This is a genomic window from Paenibacillus sp. LT-B23 (assembly GCF_059417685.1).
This window is the reverse complement of record NZ_JBSQBM010000010.1, coordinates 173902-196988: the sequence shown is the minus strand read 5'-3', so window position 1 is coordinate 196988 and position 23087 is coordinate 173902. Positions and strand designations below refer to the sequence as shown.

Annotated in this window: 29 protein-coding genes and 1 tRNA gene; 26 read left to right on the top strand and 4 right to left on the bottom strand. The window is 48.1% G+C overall.

Annotation, left to right across the window (positions count from 1 at the left end):
• The gene (locus ACWXW9_RS14665) at positions 1-1911 is read right to left on the bottom strand and encodes a beta-glucoside-specific PTS transporter subunit IIABC (protein WP_494929986.1); all 1911 of its coding nucleotides are present in this window, start codon (positions 1909-1911) and stop codon (positions 1-3) included.
• Positions 1912-2026: 115 nt separating this feature from the next.
• A complete protein-coding gene (licT, locus tag ACWXW9_RS14660; protein ID WP_494929985.1) occupies positions 2027-2860 on the bottom strand; it encodes a BglG family transcription antiterminator LicT in 834 nt (277 codons plus the stop codon).
• A gap of 233 nt (positions 2861-3093) precedes the next feature.
• On the opposite strand from licT, the gene ACWXW9_RS14655 reads away from it, so the two are divergent.
• From ACWXW9_RS14655 to ACWXW9_RS14640, 4 genes are all read left to right on the top strand, one after another.
• The gene (locus ACWXW9_RS14655; protein WP_494929984.1) at positions 3094-4623 is read left to right on the top strand and encodes a hypothetical protein; all 1530 of its coding nucleotides are present in this window, start codon (positions 3094-3096) and stop codon (positions 4621-4623) included.
• A gap of 265 nt (positions 4624-4888) precedes the next feature.
• On the top strand, positions 4889-5914 hold the full coding sequence (locus ACWXW9_RS14650) for a tyrosine-type recombinase/integrase (RefSeq protein WP_494929983.1): 1026 nt from the start codon (positions 4889-4891) through the stop codon (positions 5912-5914).
• A gap of 431 nt (positions 5915-6345) precedes the next feature.
• Positions 6346-6606 carry a hypothetical protein gene (locus ACWXW9_RS14645; protein ID WP_494929982.1) on the top strand — a complete coding sequence of 87 codons (261 nt, stop codon included), beginning with the start codon at positions 6346-6348 and terminating at the stop codon, positions 6604-6606.
• A 17-nt stretch (positions 6607-6623) separates the two neighbouring features.
• Positions 6624-6965 carry a hypothetical protein gene (locus ACWXW9_RS14640; RefSeq protein WP_494929981.1) on the top strand — a complete coding sequence of 114 codons (342 nt, stop codon included), beginning with the start codon at positions 6624-6626 and terminating at the stop codon, positions 6963-6965.
• Between the two features lie 73 nt (positions 6966-7038).
• Here ACWXW9_RS14640 and ACWXW9_RS14635 read toward each other — a convergent pair whose 3' ends face one another.
• A complete protein-coding gene (locus ACWXW9_RS14635; protein WP_494929980.1) occupies positions 7039-7623 on the bottom strand; it encodes a DUF3102 domain-containing protein in 585 nt (194 codons plus the stop codon).
• Between the two features lie 264 nt (positions 7624-7887).
• Complete coding sequence (locus ACWXW9_RS14630; protein ID WP_494929979.1) at positions 7888-8115, bottom strand: helix-turn-helix domain-containing protein; 228 nt, start codon at positions 8113-8115, stop codon at positions 7888-7890.
• Between the two features lie 234 nt (positions 8116-8349).
• Between ACWXW9_RS14630 and ACWXW9_RS14625 the strand changes: the two genes are divergently transcribed.
• The 22 genes from ACWXW9_RS14625 (at position 8350) to ACWXW9_RS14520 (ending at position 22880) form a co-directional block, all read left to right on the top strand.
• Positions 8350-8838 (top strand): hypothetical protein, encoded by a 489-nt coding sequence (locus ACWXW9_RS14625; protein WP_494929978.1) that lies wholly within the window; start codon positions 8350-8352, stop codon positions 8836-8838.
• A gap of 93 nt (positions 8839-8931) precedes the next feature.
• The gene (locus ACWXW9_RS14620) at positions 8932-9135 is read left to right on the top strand and encodes a hypothetical protein (protein WP_494929977.1); all 204 of its coding nucleotides are present in this window, start codon (positions 8932-8934) and stop codon (positions 9133-9135) included.
• Positions 9135-9353: a hypothetical protein gene (locus tag ACWXW9_RS14615; RefSeq protein WP_494929976.1), complete on the top strand. Its 219-nt coding sequence runs from the start codon at positions 9135-9137 to the stop codon at positions 9351-9353. Before ACWXW9_RS14620 ends, ACWXW9_RS14615 begins: the two co-directional genes overlap by 1 nt.
• A gap of 7 nt (positions 9354-9360) precedes the next feature.
• Positions 9361-9720, top strand: coding sequence for a hypothetical protein (locus tag ACWXW9_RS14610; RefSeq protein ID WP_494929975.1), 360 nt, complete (start codon positions 9361-9363; stop codon positions 9718-9720).
• A 30-nt stretch (positions 9721-9750) separates the two neighbouring features.
• On the top strand, positions 9751-9897 hold the full coding sequence (locus tag ACWXW9_RS14605; protein WP_494929974.1) for a hypothetical protein: 147 nt from the start codon (positions 9751-9753) through the stop codon (positions 9895-9897).
• Between the two features lie 808 nt (positions 9898-10705).
• Positions 10706-11179 (top strand): hypothetical protein, encoded by a 474-nt coding sequence (locus ACWXW9_RS14600; protein WP_494929973.1) that lies wholly within the window; start codon positions 10706-10708, stop codon positions 11177-11179.
• A gap of 69 nt (positions 11180-11248) precedes the next feature.
• On the top strand, positions 11249-11485 hold the full coding sequence (locus ACWXW9_RS14595; RefSeq protein WP_494929972.1) for a helix-turn-helix domain-containing protein: 237 nt from the start codon (positions 11249-11251) through the stop codon (positions 11483-11485).
• Between the two features lie 436 nt (positions 11486-11921).
• Complete coding sequence (locus tag ACWXW9_RS14590; protein WP_494929971.1) at positions 11922-13124, top strand: YonV family putative phage-derived protein; 1203 nt, start codon at positions 11922-11924, stop codon at positions 13122-13124.
• Positions 13125-13136: 12 nt separating this feature from the next.
• Positions 13137-14072 (top strand): hypothetical protein, encoded by a 936-nt coding sequence (locus tag ACWXW9_RS14585; protein WP_494929970.1) that lies wholly within the window; start codon positions 13137-13139, stop codon positions 14070-14072.
• 80 nt (positions 14073-14152) lie between these two features.
• Positions 14153-14377 (top strand): helix-turn-helix transcriptional regulator, encoded by a 225-nt coding sequence (locus ACWXW9_RS14580; RefSeq protein ID WP_494929969.1) that lies wholly within the window; start codon positions 14153-14155, stop codon positions 14375-14377.
• A 149-nt stretch (positions 14378-14526) separates the two neighbouring features.
• Complete coding sequence (locus ACWXW9_RS14575; protein ID WP_494929968.1) at positions 14527-14880, top strand: hypothetical protein; 354 nt, start codon at positions 14527-14529, stop codon at positions 14878-14880.
• Entirely contained in the window at positions 14877-15197 is a 321-nt protein-coding gene (locus tag ACWXW9_RS14570; RefSeq protein ID WP_494929967.1) for a cold-shock protein, read from the top strand. Before ACWXW9_RS14575 ends, ACWXW9_RS14570 begins: the two co-directional genes overlap by 4 nt.
• Positions 15198-15216: 19 nt before the next feature.
• Positions 15217-16098: a hypothetical protein gene (locus tag ACWXW9_RS14565; RefSeq protein ID WP_494929966.1), complete on the top strand. Its 882-nt coding sequence runs from the start codon at positions 15217-15219 to the stop codon at positions 16096-16098.
• A 59-nt stretch (positions 16099-16157) separates the two neighbouring features.
• On the top strand, positions 16158-16358 hold the full coding sequence (locus ACWXW9_RS14560; protein WP_232289110.1) for a phage scaffolding protein: 201 nt from the start codon (positions 16158-16160) through the stop codon (positions 16356-16358).
• A 163-nt stretch (positions 16359-16521) separates the two neighbouring features.
• A complete protein-coding gene (locus tag ACWXW9_RS14555; protein ID WP_494929965.1) occupies positions 16522-16866 on the top strand; it encodes a hypothetical protein in 345 nt (114 codons plus the stop codon).
• 75 nt (positions 16867-16941) lie between these two features.
• Positions 16942-18945, top strand: coding sequence for a phage tail tape measure protein (locus ACWXW9_RS14550; protein ID WP_494929964.1), 2004 nt, complete (start codon positions 16942-16944; stop codon positions 18943-18945).
• A gap of 18 nt (positions 18946-18963) precedes the next feature.
• The gene (locus ACWXW9_RS14545) at positions 18964-19407 is read left to right on the top strand and encodes a DUF2577 family protein (protein ID WP_494929963.1); all 444 of its coding nucleotides are present in this window, start codon (positions 18964-18966) and stop codon (positions 19405-19407) included.
• A gap of 49 nt (positions 19408-19456) precedes the next feature.
• Positions 19457-19846 (top strand): hypothetical protein, encoded by a 390-nt coding sequence (locus ACWXW9_RS14540; RefSeq protein ID WP_494929962.1) that lies wholly within the window; start codon positions 19457-19459, stop codon positions 19844-19846.
• Positions 19839-20117, top strand: a complete 279-nt coding sequence (locus tag ACWXW9_RS14535; protein ID WP_494929961.1) for a phBC6A51 family helix-turn-helix protein — start codon at positions 19839-19841, stop codon at positions 20115-20117. Before ACWXW9_RS14540 ends, ACWXW9_RS14535 begins: the two co-directional genes overlap by 8 nt.
• Positions 20118-20215: 98 nt before the next feature.
• A complete protein-coding gene (locus ACWXW9_RS14530) occupies positions 20216-20374 on the top strand; it encodes a hypothetical protein (RefSeq protein ID WP_494929960.1) in 159 nt (52 codons plus the stop codon).
• 595 nt (positions 20375-20969) lie between these two features.
• A tRNA-Pro gene (locus ACWXW9_RS14525) sits at positions 20970-21043 on the top strand.
• Positions 21044-21164: 121 nt separating this feature from the next.
• Complete coding sequence (locus ACWXW9_RS14520) at positions 21165-22880, top strand: ABC transporter ATP-binding protein (protein WP_494930022.1); 1716 nt, start codon at positions 21165-21167, stop codon at positions 22878-22880.
• The last annotated feature ends 207 nt before the right edge of the window (positions 22881-23087 follow it).

Here is a 23087-nt window from a genome sequence, read left to right as displayed (position 1 = left end):
TTAGATTTCTACCTTCAGTACGGGTTCCTTCATGATGATATCCCCCAGCTTGATTGGAAAAACAGATTGATAATCGCTTGTATTGGTGACAACCATGGCTGTTGTGATATCATATTCTTTTGCGATATGCTCCAGATCAAACGTGAGCAGCTTATCGCCTGCTTGAACTACATCACCAGCCTGAACATGAGCCTCAAAAAACTGCCCGCGAAGCTTAACGGTATTGATGCCAACGTGGATGAGCAGCTCTGCACCGTCGTTGCTGCGAATCACCATGGCGTGCTTCGTTTTGAACACATTCAGCACGGTGCCGCTCACAGGTGAGGACAATTCGCCAATGGCAGGAACAAAGGCCACGCCTTTACCCATCAATTCGTCACCAAATGTCGGATCATTCACTTCCTTTAGTGGAATCGATCGACCTGTCATTGGAGCATAGATCGTCTCATTCGAAGCTGGAATATTTACATCCTCCTGTATCTCATTAGAGGAACCCGTTGAGCTGTCACGGTTTGCTGGAGAGACGGCCGTTTCGCTCGTGGTTTGCACATCTTCGTCGTTCTGTTCTTCGTTAATCCCCATCAGTATAGCTGCGATTGAGGCTACAACGAATGCGATTACCATACCGCCAAATGCATACCAGAACGTCGGTCCAATCAGTGCAGGTAGCCCCGGAATCCCACCGTTGCCCGCCAGTACATAGGCATTCGCACCAAAGGCAAGGGAGAAGCCACCACCTGCGGCACTACCGATCATACCCGCCACAAAAGGCCGTTTATATCTCATATTAACCCCATACATAGCAGGCTCGGTGACACCCATAAGTGCTGTCAGGCTTGTAGAAAATGCTACAGATTTCAGCTTCTTATTCTTTGCACGGAAGAATACTCCCATGGTTGCTCCTGCCTGCCCCATATTGGAGATGTAGGTCAGCGGCAGAAACTTGTCAAAACCCAGTTTCGCCAAATTACTGATCATGACTGGAACTAGCGCATAGTGCATGCCTGTCATCACGATCAGCGCCATAGCTCCGCCCAAAATAATACCTGCGAACAAGCCGCCTTCGGAAATCAGCCAATTAATACCGCCTGACAATCCATTACCGATCAGAGTACCCAGCGGTCCAATAGCGATCAATGTAACCGGAACGACAATGAGCATCGTAATCAATGGGACAAGTAATAGCTTAAAAGAAGAAGGAATGATACGATCTACGCCTTTTTCGATATAAGACATCAGCCAAATGGCCAGAAGTATAGGGATAACGGAGGACGCATAGGTAACGGCAGTAACCGGAATACCTATAAAGGAAACAGCTTGACCACTCGATAATAACGTTCCCATGTCCGGGTACATGAGTGCTGCACTGATGGCAACGGCGACATAAGGGTTACAACCGAATTTTCGGGCGGCACTCACAGCAATCAATAGCGGTAGAAAATAAAAGACTCCGTCTCCGATCGCTGAGATAATTCGATACGTATCCGTGCCCGCTGTAAGCCAGCCCACGGATACGAGCAAAGCAATCAAACCTTTGAGCAAACCTGCACCGGCAATGGCAGGCAAAATAGGAGCAAATACACCTGCAATGAACTCAAACAATCTGGAGATAGCATTTTGTTTCTTTTTTTCAGAAGGTTTCTTTTCGCTGGAGTCGCTCTTTAAAACAGGATATAGCTGTGCCATCGCATTGAATACTGTGGCCACTTCATTGCCGATAATGACCTGAAATTGATCACCAGATATATTTGTGCCCATAACCTTGTCCAGCTTCTTTAATTCATCCTGATTTACCTTGCCGTTATCCTTGAGATCAAAGCGCAAGCGTGTAACGCAATGATATACAGAATTAATATTATCTGTTCCACCAACGGAGGCCACAATTTTTTGGGCTATTTCCTGTTGATCCATCTTGAATTCCCCCATTTTTAGGTAAAAAAATACCCGAATGAGCAGACCCACGTATCGTGAGCCTTTTTCATTCAGGTTTTGCCTGATTTAACAGTGACAAGCCTTGAAAAATATTCTATTTTCTTTTGATGAGACGCTCCAAATGCAGTGTCAGGTACAATTGCTCAGAATGCGTCATGGTGTACTTATAGTTCTTTTGAATAAATCTTTCGATTTTACCAATGCATTTAAAAGTGTCCGCATAATTTTTCTTCACGACTTCATACAAATATTCTTCTGCATCATCATGGCTTGAATGCGTAATAACGCGCTGGCAAAAATATTTGAGATGTGTAATAAAACGGAAGTAATTCACACTGTCCTCATCAAATTCCACATTAAAATGATATTTAATAATGTTCATGATCTCCTGAAGCAACTGCATCATATGAGTGACATCATTCATCGAATCGTTAATTTCAGCATTCACGAAATGAAGGGCAATATTACAAATCTCTTCCTTAGAGAATTCAATACCCAGACGTTCGCGCAAAAGCGTTAACGATTCTTTGGCAGCGTCATACTCAGCCTTATAAAAATGCTGAATTTCCCATGATAATGGGTTACGTACGATCATGTCATGCTCCATACGCTGTATGGCAAAATGAATATGATCGGATAGGGATACATAGATACCGTCACTTATTTTTTTGTTCAACTGTGTGCGCGCCAGACTAACAATGTCATCGGTGACTTGTAAAATATCAATCGGAACTTCCATGACAGTCGCTTTAAACTTCTCATAAATATTTGCATCCTGAAGACGGAAAATTTTCTCGATCCGATTTTCATCAATCGGGTCACCCGCACGGAAGTTAAAGCCGATACCCCGGCCGAGGATAAGCAGCTCCTGATTTTTATCATCCACCGTACTGACAATATTATTGTTGAAGATTTGTTTAATTATCACATTGAACCACCCATTTTGAGGAATAAAAAAGAGCAAAACTACAACAGAAATAAACATCATCATCTCCGTTGTGGTTTTGCCCGCATTACCGGTAACAAGCCTCACGGATAAGTTATCATGATCTGAAAACGTTGTCAACTTTTTTTGAGATTAGAAGTGAACCACCAGTAGAATCTTTTGCTATACTAAAAAAAAAAATTTTTACAGAATCATGTTACATAAAGGAGATTACGATGATACCATCCGTTGGAGATATTTATTGTGTGTACTCGGACAAATTGCAGCAATATGTAGCCTGTCAGATCACCATGCTTAGAGAGACTGATTCTAAAAGAAACCCACAGCTTGCCGCTGTACTTGAACTGGATTGGACAGGAGATCGTCTACCGGATGGGGCAGAACTACATACGATGAAACCTCTCGTTTGCGATTTTTATTTCTGGAACAATCGCTTAGATCATAGTTTTGTCGGAGCCAATGTCCCGCCTAACTATACTTTGGTCGGCAATATCCCACCCTTAGTTCAGGAGGAAACGAACAGTTACAGTGGTGGGTGGCATGTTGGAGGAAGCCTGCATCGTCAGCGTAATTGGGAAAAGATTGATCCGGGTAAACGGGAACAATTTAAAGCTGCTGCAAACGATGACACCTTGATTGAGATCGGGGGTCAGAGCATACGCCGGGATACCAGTAAAATTAACGATACGATCCTGCAAGCAGTACACGATATGTCTGAATTGGACAAGCTTCCTTGCCTGATGACTATCCACACCAATAACGCAGATCAAGCACTGATTCATTATGTAAATAGTAATCCATTGATTCATGAACTTCAGCTCGCATCATGTAGCTCAAGCCAACTGGATCTCAGAAATAGTCATGTAAGTCGGCTTATTTTAAATGCAGAAGGTATCGAAGAACTTTATCTGAACGAGGACCTGGAACAACTCATGTTAAGTGGCAATCTTTCACCCCGTCTGACGATTCATGCTCATGAGGATGGACGATGGATGGATATTCAAAAACCTGCCGATGTTCCTACATTTCACGGACTTGATCGCTTAAATGGGCTTTCTTTGACTGGTGTTAACGAAATCAATATGCAGCAAATTGTCGCGCGTTTCCCTCATCTATATGAATTACGGATCTGGGGCAAGCCGGGAATCATCTCTAATCTGCACAGCTTAGAGCAACTCAAGGAGCTGCGCCAATTCACTACATACGACCTGTTCGGATTCACGGGTGAAGAATTTCCTACTCCAGACCGATTGCCACATTTGTCCATGTTGTGGATGACCAGCTTACCAGCAGACGCAGGCAAGTTGATTAAGGCTGCTTACAAAAAAGAAGTCCCACGTGGACTAGACCTCTCCATTACCAAAGCACGCAAACCGGAATGGCTGGCTGAAAATCTGGACAATCCGTTTCGGGATTGGGATGGACGCGAGCAGATTACAGCAGCCAATGCCAAAAAATCCGCCCAACTGTATAAAAAAATGCTGGCGATTGCAAGAACAATGGATGAAGAGATGGACATCAATACAGTGAATGCAAGATTGAAATCGCTGGTGACGGAATATACAGAAGCTTTTAACAAATTGGATCGTCGTACCGGGTTTATCGAAACAATAGAGCGCGAAGAAATCTATATGGTGCTGTCAGGTCTATTGGATCTAGTGGAGCAGCAGCTTGGTGAGCAAAGAAAAACTCTCATTGACAGAGATCTGTTGTTTGAGCTTTTTGATCAACTGCGTGATTTTTAGAAAAATGGATTTACAGGATTTTATGGTCACCTTATAATGGAAAATAACAACATCGGTTTACATACAATGGTTATATCGGGGTATGGCGCAGTCAGGTAGCGCGCGCCCTTGGGGTCACCTATTTCGGAGTTGGCCGCTAATCCCCCGTTGTATCAGCGTTTGTTGACAGCTGGACGAGGCGGAAAGGGTGCAGGTGTGCGCGCCTAGCTTTACGAAGGGTCTGCGTCTTCTATCGTATAAATTAACGGTAGGGGGCGTTTTTGTTTTGGATAATCGGACAGGCAAGCGGTATAAGAACGGAAGGAAGGGGGCGGCGAAGTCTCTTGATGAGTTGTTCGAAGTTTTCTATCACGCGAAGATAGCGGAGGGGCGTGCGCCGAGGACGTTGGAGATGTATCGGGAAAGTTACGGGTGTTTATGTTTTTACCTAGACGAAGTTAATATCGAAAGATCAGTGACAGCGATAACACCGGAATTGCTACGCTCGTTCATTGCGCATCTTCTTCACAGCAAGCGGAAGTTTCACGACCATCCGCATAAACACGAACGCGACAGAACGGTAGGGCTGGCTCCTGTGACGGTCAATACAAAGTTTAAATCAATACGGACAATGTTTCGGTTCTTGGAGGACGAGGGGCTTATTGAACGGGACCCGACCGCTAAAATTAAGAAGGTTAAGGAACCGGAGAAGAAGATAACGATTATGAGCGTAGAGGACTTGAAAAAGCTTCTAGCGCAGCCGGACCAGCGGACGTATGCGGGATTCCGCGATTATGTAATCATGAATGTATTGATCGACTCTTTTATGCGCATAAACGAAGTTCTTTCGTTAAAGAAAACGGAAGTGAATACAGAGGAAGGCACGCTGTATCTAAGCGAGATGATAACAAAGTCACGACGCGGAAGGACTGTGCCGATACAGCAGCGGACCGCAAGGCTTATCCGAGAGCTACTAAAGGAGTGCGAGGACTTTGATTCGGATTACGTGTTCCTTACGAATTATGGAGGGCCGGTACGCGATGACCGTTTCCGGGATCGGCTGAAGGGGTACGTTAAAAAGGCTGGACTTACCTTACGCGTACATCCTCATTTATTCCGCCATACGAGCGCGACGATGTTTCTTGAAAACGGAGGATCGGAGCGTTATCTGGCGGAGATCATGGGCCACACTGACCTCCGCATGGTAGCGAGATATACACATCTTTCGGACAAGTCGATTAAAGAGAAGCACGACCAGTTTACGCCTATGAATAACGTAATTAGTCCACTTCAGAAAGAGCGCAAACGGTAAATCGCGACACAAACGCTCATCTCTTCGGAGGTGGGCGGTATTTTTTGTAGAAAATTATAATAAAATAATATAGAATAGACAGAGAATACGACAAATAATCCTAACCCATATTAAAGGAAAGGAGTGAACTAGCATGTCCACATTTCAGACACTGCTACTTATGCTTTTGTTTGGAATTTTTACCATGCTAATCTTTCTAGTAGCGAATTTAAAAGGTAAAAGATAGTAATTGTGATCGCTATGTTTTCTTTTCGTAGCGATCCTTTTTTATTTTATTATACTCTTTAAGCTCCATATTGACAATATATTATTATATTTGTTTATATCGGGGCCGCTATTTACAAGGCCGCCCGAGCTAAAATCCGTAGTGACAACGGACTAGTCCAATGGTATTATTTAGGTAAACGTGAGATAACGGAGGGGGATTCGGTTTGGAGAGCGATAAGTTCGAAGCACGATTTGAACGGAAGAAGACGCAGCCTAACGTTTATCCAATACTCGGATGGCTTTGCGTTGTCGTATCGCTGTTGTTCTTCCCGTTACTTATCGGAGCCGCTGGCGTTGTGTTCGGATACTTGACGAAAAAGTCCGGTAAGGACGTTCAGGGCGTCATAATCATGTCGTTAGCGATCGCGTGCGGGGTGTTGGGTACACTGATCGGGTTTGTTGTGCCTGTTCCGATATATAACTAAGTGTAGGGGGTTGCTAAATGGACTACTTTAAAGAGTTAGTGGAGTTACATAACGAGTTACTAGAGAAGGAACGAATAGAACAGGAAAAAGAGAAGGAGAAACAAGAGTTAATAAAAGCAATCGAAAGAGCTGCCCTTTCGTTGAACTTAGACGCTGAGAATCACGGAGTTAGTCTAAAAGTTACAACCGTACGAGCACCTGACGGAATTGATATGTTTTTTGATGTATTCGGTCGTGCAATTAATATACATTCAGCAGAAATAGTTTTCAACCTCCAACTCAGAGAAAACGACAATAAAATTGATCTAAAGAAGGAAATAATGGACAAGGTAGTATTGAGATATCGTGGTTGGGAGTAAAGTTATTATCACGTATTTTCACCGCAAATCAGCGCAGTAACTCCGCTCTGAATACCCACGTAAGGGTAGCGCCTTAAACGCCTAATTTCACGTTAAAAGCCCGTGTCCTCAACGTAGAGGATTGCGGGCTTTTTCGTCGTTTGTAAAGGCGGTGTATACCCGGATATACATTAACTTCGACATGTAACACGCGTGTTACGTCCTCCGCCTTCTCAGCGCGAGCCTCCGCAAGTTCTCGTGCCTCACGTTCGACCTTCAGCGCAGCTTTAACTTCGCGTAACTCGCGGACGGTCATTTCGTCCGGAACCTTCGTAACTCCAGATTTCAGCGTGTGTTCCCGAGTGCGCTCGTCAGGCGGAAGCGTTGCGATCTCGTAGAGTGCTTTAATCCCTAACGCTGAATCTCGGGACCCTGAGGTCCCCAACTCTTCCGCAACCTTAATGAAACGGTTAGCATGACGCCTCGATATATCACACTCCGTCTCGCACCACCGCTCCCAATCCCGATAGCCGGACAGGCCGTACTTTTCGGGGACATCACGTACTTCCTTTAAGCGTGCGCCAATCTCGAAGATCGCCTCGCCCGCAACCAGTTTATAGGCGTTAATCTCGGCGGTTATTGTCGGCAAATCCGTTGATAGAGTTGCGACTTCACTCACGTTGACTCCTCCTTTCGAGCCAGTGACGTGAATACTATTCCCCTCATCCCTACTTCATTTCACTAAAGCGAATAAATAAACCTATTAATATGCAAAACGTACATGTTCGGACGACCCACCTTGGGTATTTCCCTGCGTTAAACGCAGAGTATGTCGCGTCGCTTCACCGTAAAATCACCGTGAAATAGCCCGTTTAGACCTACGTTAAGGGGTACGGAAGGGTACGAGGGGAGGGCGCTTATTTAACGCAAAAAGACCGCTAGATTAACGGTCTTTTTCGTCGTGTACATATTGAAGTAACTCGCCAGGTGAAACAGAAAAGCCTCGACATAGCGCCTCAAGTGTATCGTAGTCAATGCGCTTAGTTGCATTAGCAGCTAGTGATGTAATTGTATTACGGCTTACTCCGGTTAATTCTACGACTTCGCGGATACTCAGACCGCGTTCTTCCATTATATCCCCAAGAGTACAACGTATTCGTGTGCGGCTCATTTCATTCCTCCAAAAAAAAATAACTAATCAACATATTGACATGATGAAATATACATTGTATTATGTAGACATATTAATAAATCAACATGCTGACATGCGCAAATTATTATACGTTAATAGTAGCAGATTGGTTTCAACAATTCAATAAAACGAGTGATTATCCCGAGCAACATCGTACTGTTCCGAAGCATCAACGCAACTCATCCTATATATCTCGCTAGGAGGCGCAATCATATGTCAATCACGTTAGGTTTCATCCGTAATCGTCGCGAAAGTAACGTCATCATCACGGTCGGAAGCGGCCGCAAACGTCAAGAACTTCGCGTTACATCGGAATTATTCTTTTCCATTATACCGCAAGCTAATCCGTTTCTCTACGGTGACACAGTCTTAGCTACTCCGGCACAAATCGTCGAACTCGGTTTTGAGTTGGACGCAGAAATGAAACGGGAAGTCTTCCGTGTTGTTCGTCCGCTAGTTACACCGGCTCAAGTCCGTTATATACTCGATCCGACTACGGGCAACTACATATTACGCTACGTCGGCACACGTCAGGAACTCGTTATACAGCCGCGCGCATTCTCGAAGATAACCGGAGTCAGTCGGCGGTCACCGCTCGGTAGTTTAACGCTGTCAATGGATGTAATGAAGGAACTCGGGTTCATCGTAAGGAAGGGAGGCGTACAGATTGAACGAAACAGTAAATTCGCCAGCTACGCGTAACATCGTATTATCACGTAAAAATCGCAAACGTATTGTCTCGATTCTTAGATTCATCTACGCTGTCGTGTTGATAGCGCGGGAGGTGTTGACGTAATGACGTACTTGGAAATATTCACGGATTACCGACTTGGGTCGGAGACCTACGGCGATGCGTTGATGATCGCGTTCCGTTTCTATACACTCGCGGTCGGTAACGTATTAGAGAGTCCGCACTTCACCGACGCGGAGCGGGTCGAGACGTTAAAAGAACTAGATACAGCATTTAACAATGTATTTCCGAATGGAGGCGTTTCTTAATGGCGGCTGATCACTGTTATAGATGCGTCGTCGAGTTCGGAGACATCCGCATGACCTTTCCGGTATATTCGCCGCGCCAGCTTACGAAGGATGAACTGCGGTCTATTGCGATCGAGCAGGCGGTTCAAGACGCGAATGACACCGGACACAACGTTACAGCCGCCGATATGAAGCCGATCGGATTTAGATACGAAGGAGTCGATAAGTATGGAAATTAAGTCAACGATGTCAATCGTATTAGAACAGGCGGCGCTTGCTTACGGTCCGTACGACCTGCCGCATATGTATGAGCTCGTGGAGGGCGTTTTGTACGCTGACCGTTATTTCTTTCATCTTGAGACAGGGATTTTGTGGCTCCGTCACGTCCGCAAAGTCGAGCACCCGGAACACACGCATTTATTTATCGACGGGGATTCCGGCGGTCTTCAACTCGGGAAGAACGTTCAGCGCGGTTTGCTGGAAGTGGTTACGGAAGTCCTCGATCATATCCGCGCCATGAACGGGTTAACGTTTTTGGTAGATGAGCTCTTATGGCTCGAAGACCGCGGCGATATCGAGTTGAATCTCGTTAAGAAGAAGGGCTGACGCGCCTCCAATGAACTAACGGTGTTCGGAATGGCGCCAAACGTTCCGCCAACGCCTAACGGGGAGGAGACGCGCGTGTATTATCCGGCTGTCTTTGCGCCAACATTGGCGGCTAAATGTCCGTACTTTTCGACGTCAATCGAAGAGAACGCCATACGGACATCCGGCCTGCGCTAACAGGTCGCTGCTTTAAAGCTGAGTAGCGCTAACTGCTCGGTGGTTCTCCGGTTGGTCTACGTAAGACGCGCCAACGTCTCGTAGGCTGGCCCGTTCCGATAATTCCTACGTCCGGATACGGCAATATCCGTCAGGCAGGCGTGGTTCATATAAATCCGGAAGTGTAGCGGCAACTACGCTTCCATCCGTGGACGATCGGCCGGTAAATCCGGTTCAGGCACCGGTCGTCTGCTTGTTATATCCAGTAATACGAACGTGAGTTCTGATTGGTTTCAAAAATAACGAAAAAAGTTTTTGTGCGTGTCCCATTTTGAAAAGTTTCTGTCCTTATATAAAAGGAGAGGAGACGATGTCCCAATTTAGAATAAACGTGTGCTTATATATAGTGTCGAAGAAATTTCAATGAAGGAAGGTGTCCCAAATTCGTGATCTCTTGTCCCTATATTAAATGTAGGACGAAAATTTCACGTGAACCTGTGCGGAATCAAAATTCGCTGTAGATAAAACTGTATCCGATGTGCGAAACGGTCATCGACCGACGTGTTATCTATGACGGGACGAAATAAATTTCCGCAGGAGTGTGCGAAAGGCTGTGTTGCTGTTGTTTTATCTATGTAAGACGGAAAAACATCACGTCCACCTGTGCCAAACTCAATCCGCCGGATACAAAGTAGTGTAAGACGATGTGCGAAGCGCGTGCGAACTTTCTATATTCTTGTGTGCACAATTACGCCGCGCATTCGGTTAAGTAGGTAGACCGCGGGGAACCGCATCTCATAAAACCAAACGAAAAGGGAGCGATTTTATTATGACAGTATTAGCAAATGTACAAACATTGAAAGATCAGTTGAGCGTAGAGTTTAATTTCGTAACAGCGCGTGCGGAAGCGAAGGGGATCGACGTTGTGTTTTATATGACGCTGGCCGGTATCCAAGCGTCCATGTTTCGGGCCATGGAACACGCATACAACGTGGATCACGCTATAAATGCGGAGGGTTACGCGCTTAGTACGGTGTATCTGTCCGATGAAATGTATCATATCCAGAAACTCTCTAAACTACTCTCGGAAGGACCTTACTCACGATTAGGGGGATTGCTCAAATCGCGCGTAGACAGCGTCCTCTCAGATTTTTCAAAACTAGCTGAAGCTGAAGGTAACTTTCCAAAAGCCAGCAGGCTCATTGAGAAACGGATACCACGAGGAATAATTAAAGTAGGTAAATTGAGAAGCAGTATAACCGCAGCACTACAACGAGAAAAGGCAGCCATCTTGGAGGCTTAATCGTACAACAACGCGGCGGCTCCGCTGTGGGCTGCCGCTCAATTATCTTACGGAGGGAGGACGCTTTATATGGCGATCGTTAACGAAAGCAATATCGGTATTATCCGCGCAGTCTATCGGCTCTCATACGAAGATATCGGCGCGTTGATGGGCGTGAGTGGACGATTCGTGTCCTACGTCGAGAACGGAGCCCGTAACCTACCGAAAGTCAGGGCGGATATGCTCGAAAGAGAACTAGAACTTACGCCGGATAAATTAACGCGCCTAACCGAGATATACCGGGATACGTTACTACCGGGAAAGTAGACGCTACAACGGTAGATACGTCGTGTTTATCCGCTTTACCTTCCGCGTCGCTGCGCTCCTGCGGACATCCGCCCCTAACCGGGACGTCTGTACATATTCTAAACGCGAGAAAGACTTTGGTAGAGATACACTTTCATCGTGCCATCTTTTGGGCGCGGTGAGGCAACGACCGAAGGGAGGCGGCAGTAAGTGGCGCTGTGTTGTCGGTGAACCATTGTGGTTCTGCGTTAACACTCCGTATCAATAGCTTCACTTCGTTCGCTATCTCCGTGATAAAAACCATCACGTCGAAAGTGATTTAGCAACGTAGGTGTGCTGGTTTTCTCGAAAAAGCCTTATGCATCAAGGGTTTCCGGCGTCGTTCCTTAAAGGAAAAAGATACGTTTTCCCTCGCTGATGTTGTCATAGCTACTTACAAAATATAGGAGGTATGGCGATGGATAAGGTAATCGTAATTGACTCGGTTATGGGAAGCGGAAAAACTTCGTGGGCTATCTCACATATGAACGAAGCTCCAGCGGAGAGTAAATTTATTTTTATTACGCCGTTTCTTGCTGAGATCGAGCGTGTTCGGGCGGCTTTGACTCGTCGCGAGATTGTGGCACCGGATAACAACAACGCCAAGGGACGGAAGATGTTTGACCTCAAGCAACTTATAATTCGCGGTGAGGATATCTGCGCGACACACAGTCTTTTTCGTGACGCTGACGATGAGTTGATCGAGCTTCTAACCGGTGCGGGATATACGCTGATTCTCGACGAGGCGATGGACGTTGTGGAGCGGGTGAACATCGGCACTCAGGATATCAAGACGCTGATTAGGTCCGAGTACATTGAGATTGTAGATAACCGAGTCATTTGGTTATTCGATGAATACTCAGATTCGCGTTTTGCGGACATTAAACGGCTTGCGAAAGCGGGTAATCTTTTTATCTACCGAAACCAGTTCCTTGTATGGACGTTTCCGCCGCGTGTGTTCTCTACGTTTGATAGCGTCTACTCAATGACCTATTTATTTGACGGACAGTTACAGAGGTACTATTTCGACATGCACGGCATTCCATATGAATACAAAGCGGTTCAGAAATGCGGTGATTGCTACGAACTTGTCGAATACGATAAACGGAACGAGCGGCGGGAGGAACTGTTTCAACTAATCGACGTTTATGACGGTAAGCTTAATGATGTAGCTAAACGTTCCAACGCACTTAGTACGTCATGGCTTGATCGGGCCGACGGAGACACGATGATACAGCTAAAGAGGAATCTCTATACGTTCCTGCGCAATCAATGCGATGCGAAAGCGGGAGAGATACTATGGACCACGCTCAAGGATCATCGCGGTACTTTGAAAGGTCGCGGCTTTGCGGACAGTTTCATACCTGTAAATACACGAGCGACTAACGAGTACGCCGATAGGTGGGCGTTGGCCTACGTATACAACCGATACCTGAATCCGCAGGAGAAGGCGTTTTTTGAGGAGAACGGTGTCAGCATTAACTTGGGCGCGCTCGCGGTGTCCGATCTGCTTCAGTGGATATGGCGTTCTCGCGTCCGTAGGGGTGAGCCTATTCGTCTTTATCTACCGTCAAGCCGTATGCGATCGCTGCTAAAAGCGTGGGCAGATTACGAAATCTAAGGAGGAGACTACATGGCAGCAGTCAAAAAGTTGACACAACACGGAGCAGAAGCGCAGCTCAGGGTAATCGTCACACCACTCGATCAGTATGTTTACAGCCGCTTCGACGAACATTTCCGCTCTCTTCAATACACCGATATTCTTGACGCCATCCCTTGGTCGTTACCAAACACACGTAAGATGTACTATGTGTGGAACGCGAGTATACCGTTAGACCATCGGATGCGTGGCGTGTTGGCTATTCTGGCAATCTTGGTCGAGCGCTCCAAGAGTGTATATCCGACATACCGCGAGTTAACTGCGCTTGAACTATTGACCGACTTCCTTCTCGCAGAGGACTTGGCGAACGGTTTAATGCTGCGCGACAGATTCCGAGAGGAGCCGGATGAGTATAGCAAGGAGTATCCTCCGTTGGGCGGCGCTGCCCGTGCGTATCAAGAAATGGAGATGAACTTCCTTACGCCAGCTATGCTCAAGAGGCGAAAAGTATGCGAATGTTGCCGAAGCTACTTCATTGATACCAGTCCCAGCGGAAACGCCAAGCGATGCGGACCACGTTGCACGCGTTGGGCCGAAATGCTTCGAATCCGTCGGCATAGAAACGAAGGGGATGAGCGGAGGAAACGCGACCAAGCACGTCAGCAACATGAATACCCGTTCTATAGCCCTTACGAATTGGAGCACGTCAACCAGTTTTCAGAGGTGTGCTATAAGGAAGATACCATTGATCGAAAGGCCCAAGCGCGGAATAAAGGAGGACGGCAGAAGCCGCAGGGGGTGACGATGGACAGCGAACAGGTATCTACACACTTTAGACCGTATCGACCTTCCCAAAAAGGTGAAAGCGGCGTTGTATCAGTCAAGAAAAGACGTCCGGAAGTGGTAAAACGTTACTTGCGGATGAAGTACGGGGTATTCAGCTTATCCCCGTACAGATTTACATACTAGTGAGGAAGGGAACGGACGTTCCTGGCTGTTTTATTTAATGGACAGGCGTTATTACAAATAGGACAAGGGGGTCTGTGATAATGGACGGAACGGGAGTTCGCGGCATCCGCGTTATGACCGGTATGACGCAGGCAAGTTTCGCGGAGGCTTTATCCGTGAGTCAGTCCTGCATATCTGACGTTGAAAACGGCCGTCGAACGGTTTCCCGGGACCTGCGAATCAAGATCGCGCAGGTTTTCGGAACGGGTGACGATGTCTTAGCCGCAATTCAACGTGCAAAGGAATCCGCTAAGCTGGCGCTTTAATAAGCGTCTTTATTTTTTAAGCCAATACTTTAACGCTTTAAATCAAGGAAGGATGACGCAAGTATGTTGAGCAACGGGGTTAACCAGTACCATACGGTCGTAACGTACTCTGACGTTTCCGTGACGTTCGGCTCGTCAGTATCGCGCGCGTGGATTCGATTCGCTGCGCCTATGATCGCGGAAGAGGAACGGAGAAAAAGAAAGCGGAAGGAGAGACGGAAATGAGCAAGGGATTACCAACGATCGAACATGAGCGGAACTTCGGCCGTGACTTTGTATACGTTGACTCATCTGTCGGGTGGCCGATTCTACAAGGTAGTAAGCCGATTCCAGAGGATAACGACGATGCAGTTGAGGCCGGAGCTGGCGCGATAGTTTCCGCCTTCGACGAAGTGGCTGCGCGGGGTTTGTTTGTCGGCGATAGTATCCGGCTTCATTCAAACGTGCCAGGCGCGGCCGATCGAGCACTACAAATAATTAACGTAACGGAGGAATCAGCGTGAGTAAATTTGCCAATTCAAAGACGTGGACAGGCGGCATCGGTACGGGTGAAGAGATCGCCAACATCGGCCCGTCACTCGGAGTCAGTCGGAGGAAGTCGGCTGAACCGGCGAGAGTAAAGCGTAAATCCGGCGTAGTCTCGTACTTTAGCGATCGAGGCTACGGATTCATTTCATCCGGTGAGGATCGCGTATTCTTTCACCTATCGGACTGCGAATCGTTTGATACGGCGGAAGTGCCGGTCGGCTTGCGCGTGAGTTACGTGCTGACGGAAGGTAGAGGCGGCAAGCCTGCGGCGGCGGACGTACAAGCAAACTAAACTAAAAGGGGAAATGAAAATGAGTTACGCAAAAGCAAAGGCAAGTTTACAGAGAGCGCGCGAAATTGAACAATCCTCAACTGGTATGATGCTGGAATATAAAAGGAAACTCTCCGCTGAAATTTCACAGATAGAATCGGACCGCCGCCTCACCGAAGAGGGCAAGCAGGAGGTCAAAGCCGAAGCTAAACAAAAGCATGCGATTGAATTCTTGCAAAAAACACACACGATGAGACAAAAGTACGTCGCGGACATCAAAAAGACAATCCAGGAAGCCGAAAAGGTGATTTACACGCCGCCGAGAAAGCCGGATGCGACGAAACTCGGCCGATTTGAGGACGCTTTCCGGTCACTGAAAACGGAATTAATGTTCGCCACGTCGCAGAAGTCGGCGTTTGATAAGCTGCGCGGCTTCATCGAAAAGTTGGATGACCCGTACCTTGCGAAGCTTGTCCGGGACGACTTTGCGGAGCTCACAACGAAAGTCCTTGCTACTCCAGGGGACGGTAACTCCCAAAAAGGCACTGGCGCTGCGGCGGTAACGACTTCCGTCCGTAGAGAACTCGGCGAGATGTACGACGGTTTGATGAGGCCGTTTCAAAGCGAGGATTTTCGCGGGGCCAGCGAAGTCCTTGAGATTGCGCAAATGCTCGTTGAGGATTCACGCATTCACCGTAGCGTTATCGTAAACAGCGCGGCAGAAGAAACATTTGGGGCGGATTATGCGCGCTATATCAACGATACGGATTCGTTTTTTGTTAAACATCCAGAATACACGCCAAAGCCGTTTGTGGACGAAGAGGGGGACCGTATCCGCCAAATTGAGGAAGACTTGGCTTGGACTTATAAAGACGACGAGAATCAGACGTTAAGCGTTGGGGCAGGAAAGGCGGCGGAGTAATGAGCGATGGTGTTTTAGAGACCGCAAATAAACGCCTTGTCCGGGCGGAGTTTCTGGTCGTGTCAAGAAATGCTGGCGTGCTTCCGGATGCACTCGACGCCGCGTACACACTGGCGGACTTGTCCGGCGTATCCATTGACGATAACGGCAAGGTGTGGGGAGTTGATGACGCGATTGAAACACTTAGGACTAGGAGTGGTTATTTATTTGCACCAGTAGAGCCAGCGAAGCCGAAAGCTATTGGCAGTTGGTACTTATAGGTCGGCAAACGGCGATACGATTACGTCAAAAGACCTGGAGGACGCAGAGCACCTCGCACGTCAGAACAGCTCGCTAGACAACCTCGTCCTATATCGCAAAATCAAACGTGAATTGACGTCCTAACGGGCGTCTTTTTTTCGTGGAAATTAAGGGGGAATATGAATGAGCAAGTCTAAACTACCGGATAGCGTCCTCGCAGATATGGAGCGCGTAACACCCGTTATCCGGCTAATTGAATCGGTCTTAACGCACAAGCGCCCCGGTTCGTACGATTTCGCCGACAACTTTCCGGGTCAGGCCGCGCTATGGAATGAGGTGGCCGCAAGGTTTGAAGCGTCAGATATGGCACGTGTCCAGGCGATGGGCTTCCGTATGAAGAAGCTACTTCCCGCGATCGACGACGTAGACGAAGCCGTCCGGACTGGAAAGAACATAGTAGGACCGGCAATGGCCGTTTACAAGGCGTTGGGACTCCTGGTGCGTGCGATCGAAAGGACGGCGATTTAAATTTCATTCGATCTTATAGGACACTTACGCCTAGTAGATGACTTGAGCCGCCCGTTACGTAAAGCGTTCGGTAATATGACGAAATTCGGCGTAGCAGCAACCGGCCTCGGCGTTGCCACTACGGGGATTGCGTTCGCGGCAGATAGCGTAAAGAAGGCGATGAACTTCGAATCGCAAATGAAGACAGTACAGGCGCTAACCGGAGCGACCGACGCGCAAACGAAGGCCATGCAACAGCTCGCGCTTCAGCAAGGCGCATTAACGAAATACTCCGCACTTGAAGCCGCGCAGGGTATCGAGGAACTACTAAAAGCGGGCATGTCCACCGCGCAGGTCCAAGCGGGCGGTCTTAACGCGGCTTTGAATCTCGCGACGGCGGGTGGCCTCGGTCTCGCTGAAGCTGCGGAAGTCATGTCGAACTCACTTAACGGATTCAAAAAGGACGGTCTCAGCGCGGCGCAGGCTGCGGATATCTTGGCGGGTACGGCGAACGCCTCCGCTGCGGACGTGCATGATTTACGCTACTCGCTGGCTGCGGTTGGTTCCGTAGCCGACGGCGCTGGAATGTCGTTTAAAGACACGAATACTGCGTTAGGTTTGTTCGCGAATAACATGCTAAAAGGTGCGGACGCAGGTACGTCACTAAAGACAATGGTCGCTAACCTGGTGCCGATGACGGACAAGGCGTATAGCATGTTCGAAGACTTCAACCTCTTGACCGTTAATACGACGGACGCTCTCGCGTTCATGTCGAAAAAGGGCATCAAGTCGACCGGTACTTCCGTCCAAGCGGTTACGAAGGACATCGAGAAGTACGTCGCAGCGCAAACGGGACTCAAGGCGGGTACGTCGAAGGCCGCAAAGGAAACGCAGAAGTTTTTAACTGCGAGTAACTTGATCCATTCATCCTTTTACGATAATAAAGGCGAGATTAAGGACTTGGCGCAGGTAGCGGACTTGCTGAAGAATCGATTCGGAAAACTTACGAATGAGCAGCGTCAATACTACCTGTACCAAATGTTCGGGTCCGATGCGATACGTGCGGGTAACATCCTCTTTAAAGAGGGCGCGGCGGGCGTTAAGAAGTTTCAGCAGGAGATGGCGAACGTTACTGCACTTCAAGTTGCGACCAAGAAGATGGATAACGCGGCGGGTGCGGTAGAACAATTTGAAGGAGCACTGGAAACTTTAAGAATTTCCGCGTTGCTTCCGACAATGCCGATCCTGAAGAAGCTCGCGCAAGCTGCTGCGGACTTCGTCGTTAAATATACGCCGCGAATCACGGCGGCCATGCAACGTGCAGTCGATACGTCGAAAGCGTATTTGAAGACGCATTTTATTGACAATCCCGCATTCAACCGACTTCCAGACATCCAAAGTAAGATCGCGTTTATCTTTGACGACGTTCTTGCTACGTTCGACAAGTGGTGGAGTAGCGGAGGTAGCGCGGCGTTTGAGGAGACTGGCCGTAATATCGGTGACACGATCGGTAAAGCGCTCAAAGCATCCGGTCCTTTACTCCAAGCTGCGACAAAGGTCGGAGTCGATATCGGTGCGGCTGTGGTAACCGGAGTTCTCAAGGAAATCGGCTCTAATCCGGCAGTCAGTTCGCTTCTTCTCGGTGGGGCCGGTGTGAACCTCGGGTCTAGGTTCGGGCCTTGGGGAGCTGTAATTGGAGGCGCGGGCGGGGCTGTTTTAGGTATAGGCGCGTCAGAATTTGCACAGGCGGCAAGCGCGGCTCAAGAAAGATCGGCGGCCTATGCTGATAAAGCCAAGTCTGGCGGAAAGGTTAGTTACCAAGGGACGAATCCTACGGGAAGTAACGCTCCTGTCGGGATAGATCGCTTTAACGCATGGAAAGAGGACGGTAAACACTCGGGCGGTCTAAATAACGTACCTTTTGACCAGTACCGCGCTGAACTCCACAAGGGAGAGGCCGTTTTACCTCGTGCGCAAGCGGAGGAGTATCGGAGAAGCGGCGGTCGCGGTGACGTAAACATCACGATCAACGCAACGATCCGCGAGGAATCGGATATTGAAAAGCTTGCCGGTGTGCTGGCTCGTAGATTAGCAGTGTAACGAAAGGAGAACAGATCAATGATTAAATTAATCGAAGGTAATGGCGTATCGCAATTCCGCGACGTCATTAAGCAACTCGGCCACAACGTTGAAGTCGATATCGAGTACGCGTCCATCATTTCCCCTCCGCCAGCTCTCCGCGTACAGGTCGATAATATGAAGATTGAGCTCGACGCAGACGACGTAATCATACCGGAGCATTTACGTGAACACACCCGGAAGGTGTCCGTTAAAGCGGTGGAGCCGACTACGGTCGAACTCAACCGATATACTCGCGTAACAAAGGAAACGGAATCGTCTGCGTCTGTTACGTCCAAAGCGTTCAGCGACGTATTCAACTTCGGGGGCTTTTCGTCCGGCACGTTCGAGATTACGTTTCACGACGAGTTGAAGGCGGGCGACCGCGTAGCCGTTGCGTCGTTTGGCGCGGGACAACGCTACATCGTGGTAGGACGGATTTAATAACGGGCGGGCTGCGGCTCGCTCTTTTATTACGAAAGGGGAACGTTATATGAATCTCGAAACGAAACATTATACTGCGATACGATACCTGTCGCTTCCACCTAGTGAGCGTCCTACACTCGCAGAGATTGCGGATGAGTGTGGCGTTACTCCGTCAGCTCTATATCAATGGCGTCAGGACAGCGTATTTGAAGCGGAGCTAAAACGCCAAATCGTACGTAATAATGTCGACGACTTGCCGGAGCTTATTGCGCTGATACCGAAAATCGCGATCACTGAAAAGAACGCAGCTATGGCGAAGCTCGCGCTACAGGTTCACGGGATGCTTTCCGATAAGGTCGAGGTAAGCACAACCGCAACCAGCGGAGGCGGCACGGATATAGCAGCGTTAAAGGCACGTATTGAAGCGCTGAAGGAGCGGAGAACCACCGATGAATAAACGGCCGAGCCGCCGCCTGCCTCTCAGCGATATTCATTACGCGGCGATTGCGCTACTATCCGATATCAAACGTCCGAGTCACGAAGAGATTGCGCGTCGACTCGGGATTACGCGTATGACATTGTATCGTTATCGTAAGCGTCCAGACTTCCAACGGGAGCTAAAGCGTGAGGGGCGACGTCGAGCCGATGAGTTTATGCGTGAGAACCGCGAAAGGGTACGCGTAAGGGCTGCGGGGGATATCGAATGGTTCTTCCGTAAGTACGTGTGAATGTCCGTTATGCGTAGGGCTGACGCGTGGTTCAACGAGGAATAACGTGTTACAATGATACCGATATAGCGGATTTTCCTACACGGAGCTCCTGACGCGTGACCCCTCCGGAATTTTTCGGAGTGAACGGATACATGGCGGATTCACGCTATACCTTCCGGCTGCATACGCCATGCATAACGGACGCGAAGACCAGCGCATTTCACTGCATACGTTACCAGCCGATTGGTGGCCGTGCAGGGCGGGAAGCCGCGTAGTTACGGGATTTATACGGTTTATACGCTGGTAATGTATATACAGTGCATACAGTACGTTTATACAACACGTTAGGAACCGCATAACAGCGCGGCTTCCGGGCGCAGACATATTCGCATAATATGGATTTTGTGCACATGTACGTGAATATACGCTGCATAAAAGGTGGACGGGTGGCACATATGGTAGCGCTTGTCCGATCGAAATTAACGCTTATTTACGCTATCAAAAGCGATTGAATAAGCGTCTTTTTGCGTGGAGATTGCGAGGGTTGTACCCCCAAGCGCCCCTGCGCGCGGCCCGGAATCAGGTGCATAAGAAATCGGCGTATCAAAATAAACTTCCGGAAATAATAAAGCGCTCGTCTACGGTAGTGATCCGTGGGCGGGCGCTTTTTCTTCGTTTATAGGCGTAAATTTACGCAGGTGTGCGCGCTGGTCTCAACGTAAGGAGCCCGTGTAGCTGTGAGAAATTAGTGCGCAGGGGTGCGCGGATAATTATTGCAAGGGTGCGCGCCTATCCGCTATAATAGGAAATATACGGTAGTTGACCGCTGGACGAACGCAAAGAAAACGTTGATACACCGCGCTTTTATATCGGGGTATGGCGCAGTCAGGTAGCGCGCGCCCTTGGGGTGGGCGAGGTCGTGGGTTCGAATCCCGCTACTCCGATTCTAATCAAAATGTCCTGCTGACGCAAATTGTGCGCCTGCCGGATATTTTTTTGTCTATTGGAATTTTATTCGGTTGGAAGCCTGTTCGCTAACGAGTACATACAGAAATGGGGAGAAGCATGCTACGCCGTTTTTTGGAATACTATCGACCTTATCGGTCTTTATTTCTTTTAGATTTTTCGTGCGCGGTTTTTGCTGCGCTGCTGGAGCTGGGGTTTCCGCTCGCTGTGAATTATGTAGTAGACGACTTATTGCCGCAAAATAACTTGAAGCTGATTCTGTGGGCCTGCGCGGGTTTGCTGGCGATCTATGCAGTAAACACGGTGATGCAGTACATTATTAACTATTGGGGGCATATGCTGGGGGTCAATATTGAGACAGCGATGCGGCGGAAGCTGTTTGATCATATGCAAAAAATGTCCTTCCGTTTTTTTGATAACAACAAGACAGGCAGTCTGATGTCACGGATTACGAATGATTTGATGGAAATTGGCGAAATGGCGCATCACGGGCCGGAGGATTTGTTTATTGCGATTATGACCCTGATTGGAGCATTTGTGCTGATGAGCTCAATTCACTGGAAGCTGGCGCTGCTGATTTTTGCGGTAATTCCGGTGCTGATCTGGTTGTCCATTTATTTTAACAAAAAGATGACCAAGGCCTTCGATACAATGTATACGAGCATGGGAGATTTTAATGCCCGTGTGGAAAATACGATTGGCGGTATTCGTGTCGTGCAAGCTTTTGGTAATGAGCAGTTTGAGAAGGTTCGCTTTGACAAGGACAACAACCGATTTCGGGGCGCGAAGCTGATGGCTTATAAAATCATGTCCAACGGACTGTCGATGAGCTACATGCTGACCCGTATGGTTACGCTGTTTGTGCTGATTTTTGGTGCATATTATGTCATTCGTGGAGAGCTGTCGTATGGACAGTTTATCGGGTTCATTTTGCTGTCTAATGTATTTTTCCGTCCGATTGATAAAATCAATGCCATTATTGAGAGTTATCCGAAAGGCATTGCAGGGTTTAAACGCTATACAACTCTGCTGGATACCGCGCCGGATGTGGCAGATGAACCTGATGCACGTGCTGTGGAGCATTTGAGAGGAGATATTCGCTATAGCGATGTTTCTTTTGGATATGAAGGCAAGGACAAGGTACTCAAAGGAATTGATCTCAGCATTCAGGCTGGTGAAACGGTTGCTTTTGTAGGACCATCAGGGGCGGGTAAAACGACGATTTGCAGCTTGCTCCCCCGTTTTTACGATGTGGAGGGTGGTAGCATTACCATAGATGGTATGGATATTCGCAGCATGTCGCTGATTTCACTACGCCGACAGATTGGGATTGTGCAGCAGGACGTGTTCCTGTTCTCTGGCACTATTCGTGAAAATATCGGGTATGGCAAGCTGGATGCCGGGGAAGATGAAATATGGGAGGCTGCGCGGCGTGCGCAGTTGCATGATTTTATCCGTTCGCAGCCGGAAGGAATGGATACGGTGATCGGTGAACGGGGGGTGAAGCTGTCTGGAGGTCAAAAGCAGCGGTTGGCGATTGCACGGATGTTCTTGAAAAATCCGCCGATTCTCATTTTGGATGAAGCGACCTCAGCGCTGGATACGGAGACAGAGGCTGCGATTCAGCAATCGCTGGCAGAATTGTCTGCCGGAAGGACGACACTGGTCATTGCCCACCGACTGGCGACGATCAAAAATGCCGACCGTATTATCGTGGTGACAGAAAAAGGCATTACCGAGCAGGGGAGACATGAGGAACTGGTTGCGGCGGGTGGCGTGTACAGCCGTCTGCATACTGCCCAATTTGGTTCCTGATACTACGATTTTTGTATGATAAAGCGCCTGGGCTGGGGGACAACTCCGCCTGTGGTGCTTTTTTTTATACGAAATAACCCGATTCATCTAATTTACGCATTGGTATGTTGAGAAAAAGGAAATGCTCATAGACGGAAAAGTTTATACAATGGAAGAAGGATAGGAACTGTGAAATTCGACTTTTGATGAAGGATTTCATATAATGTG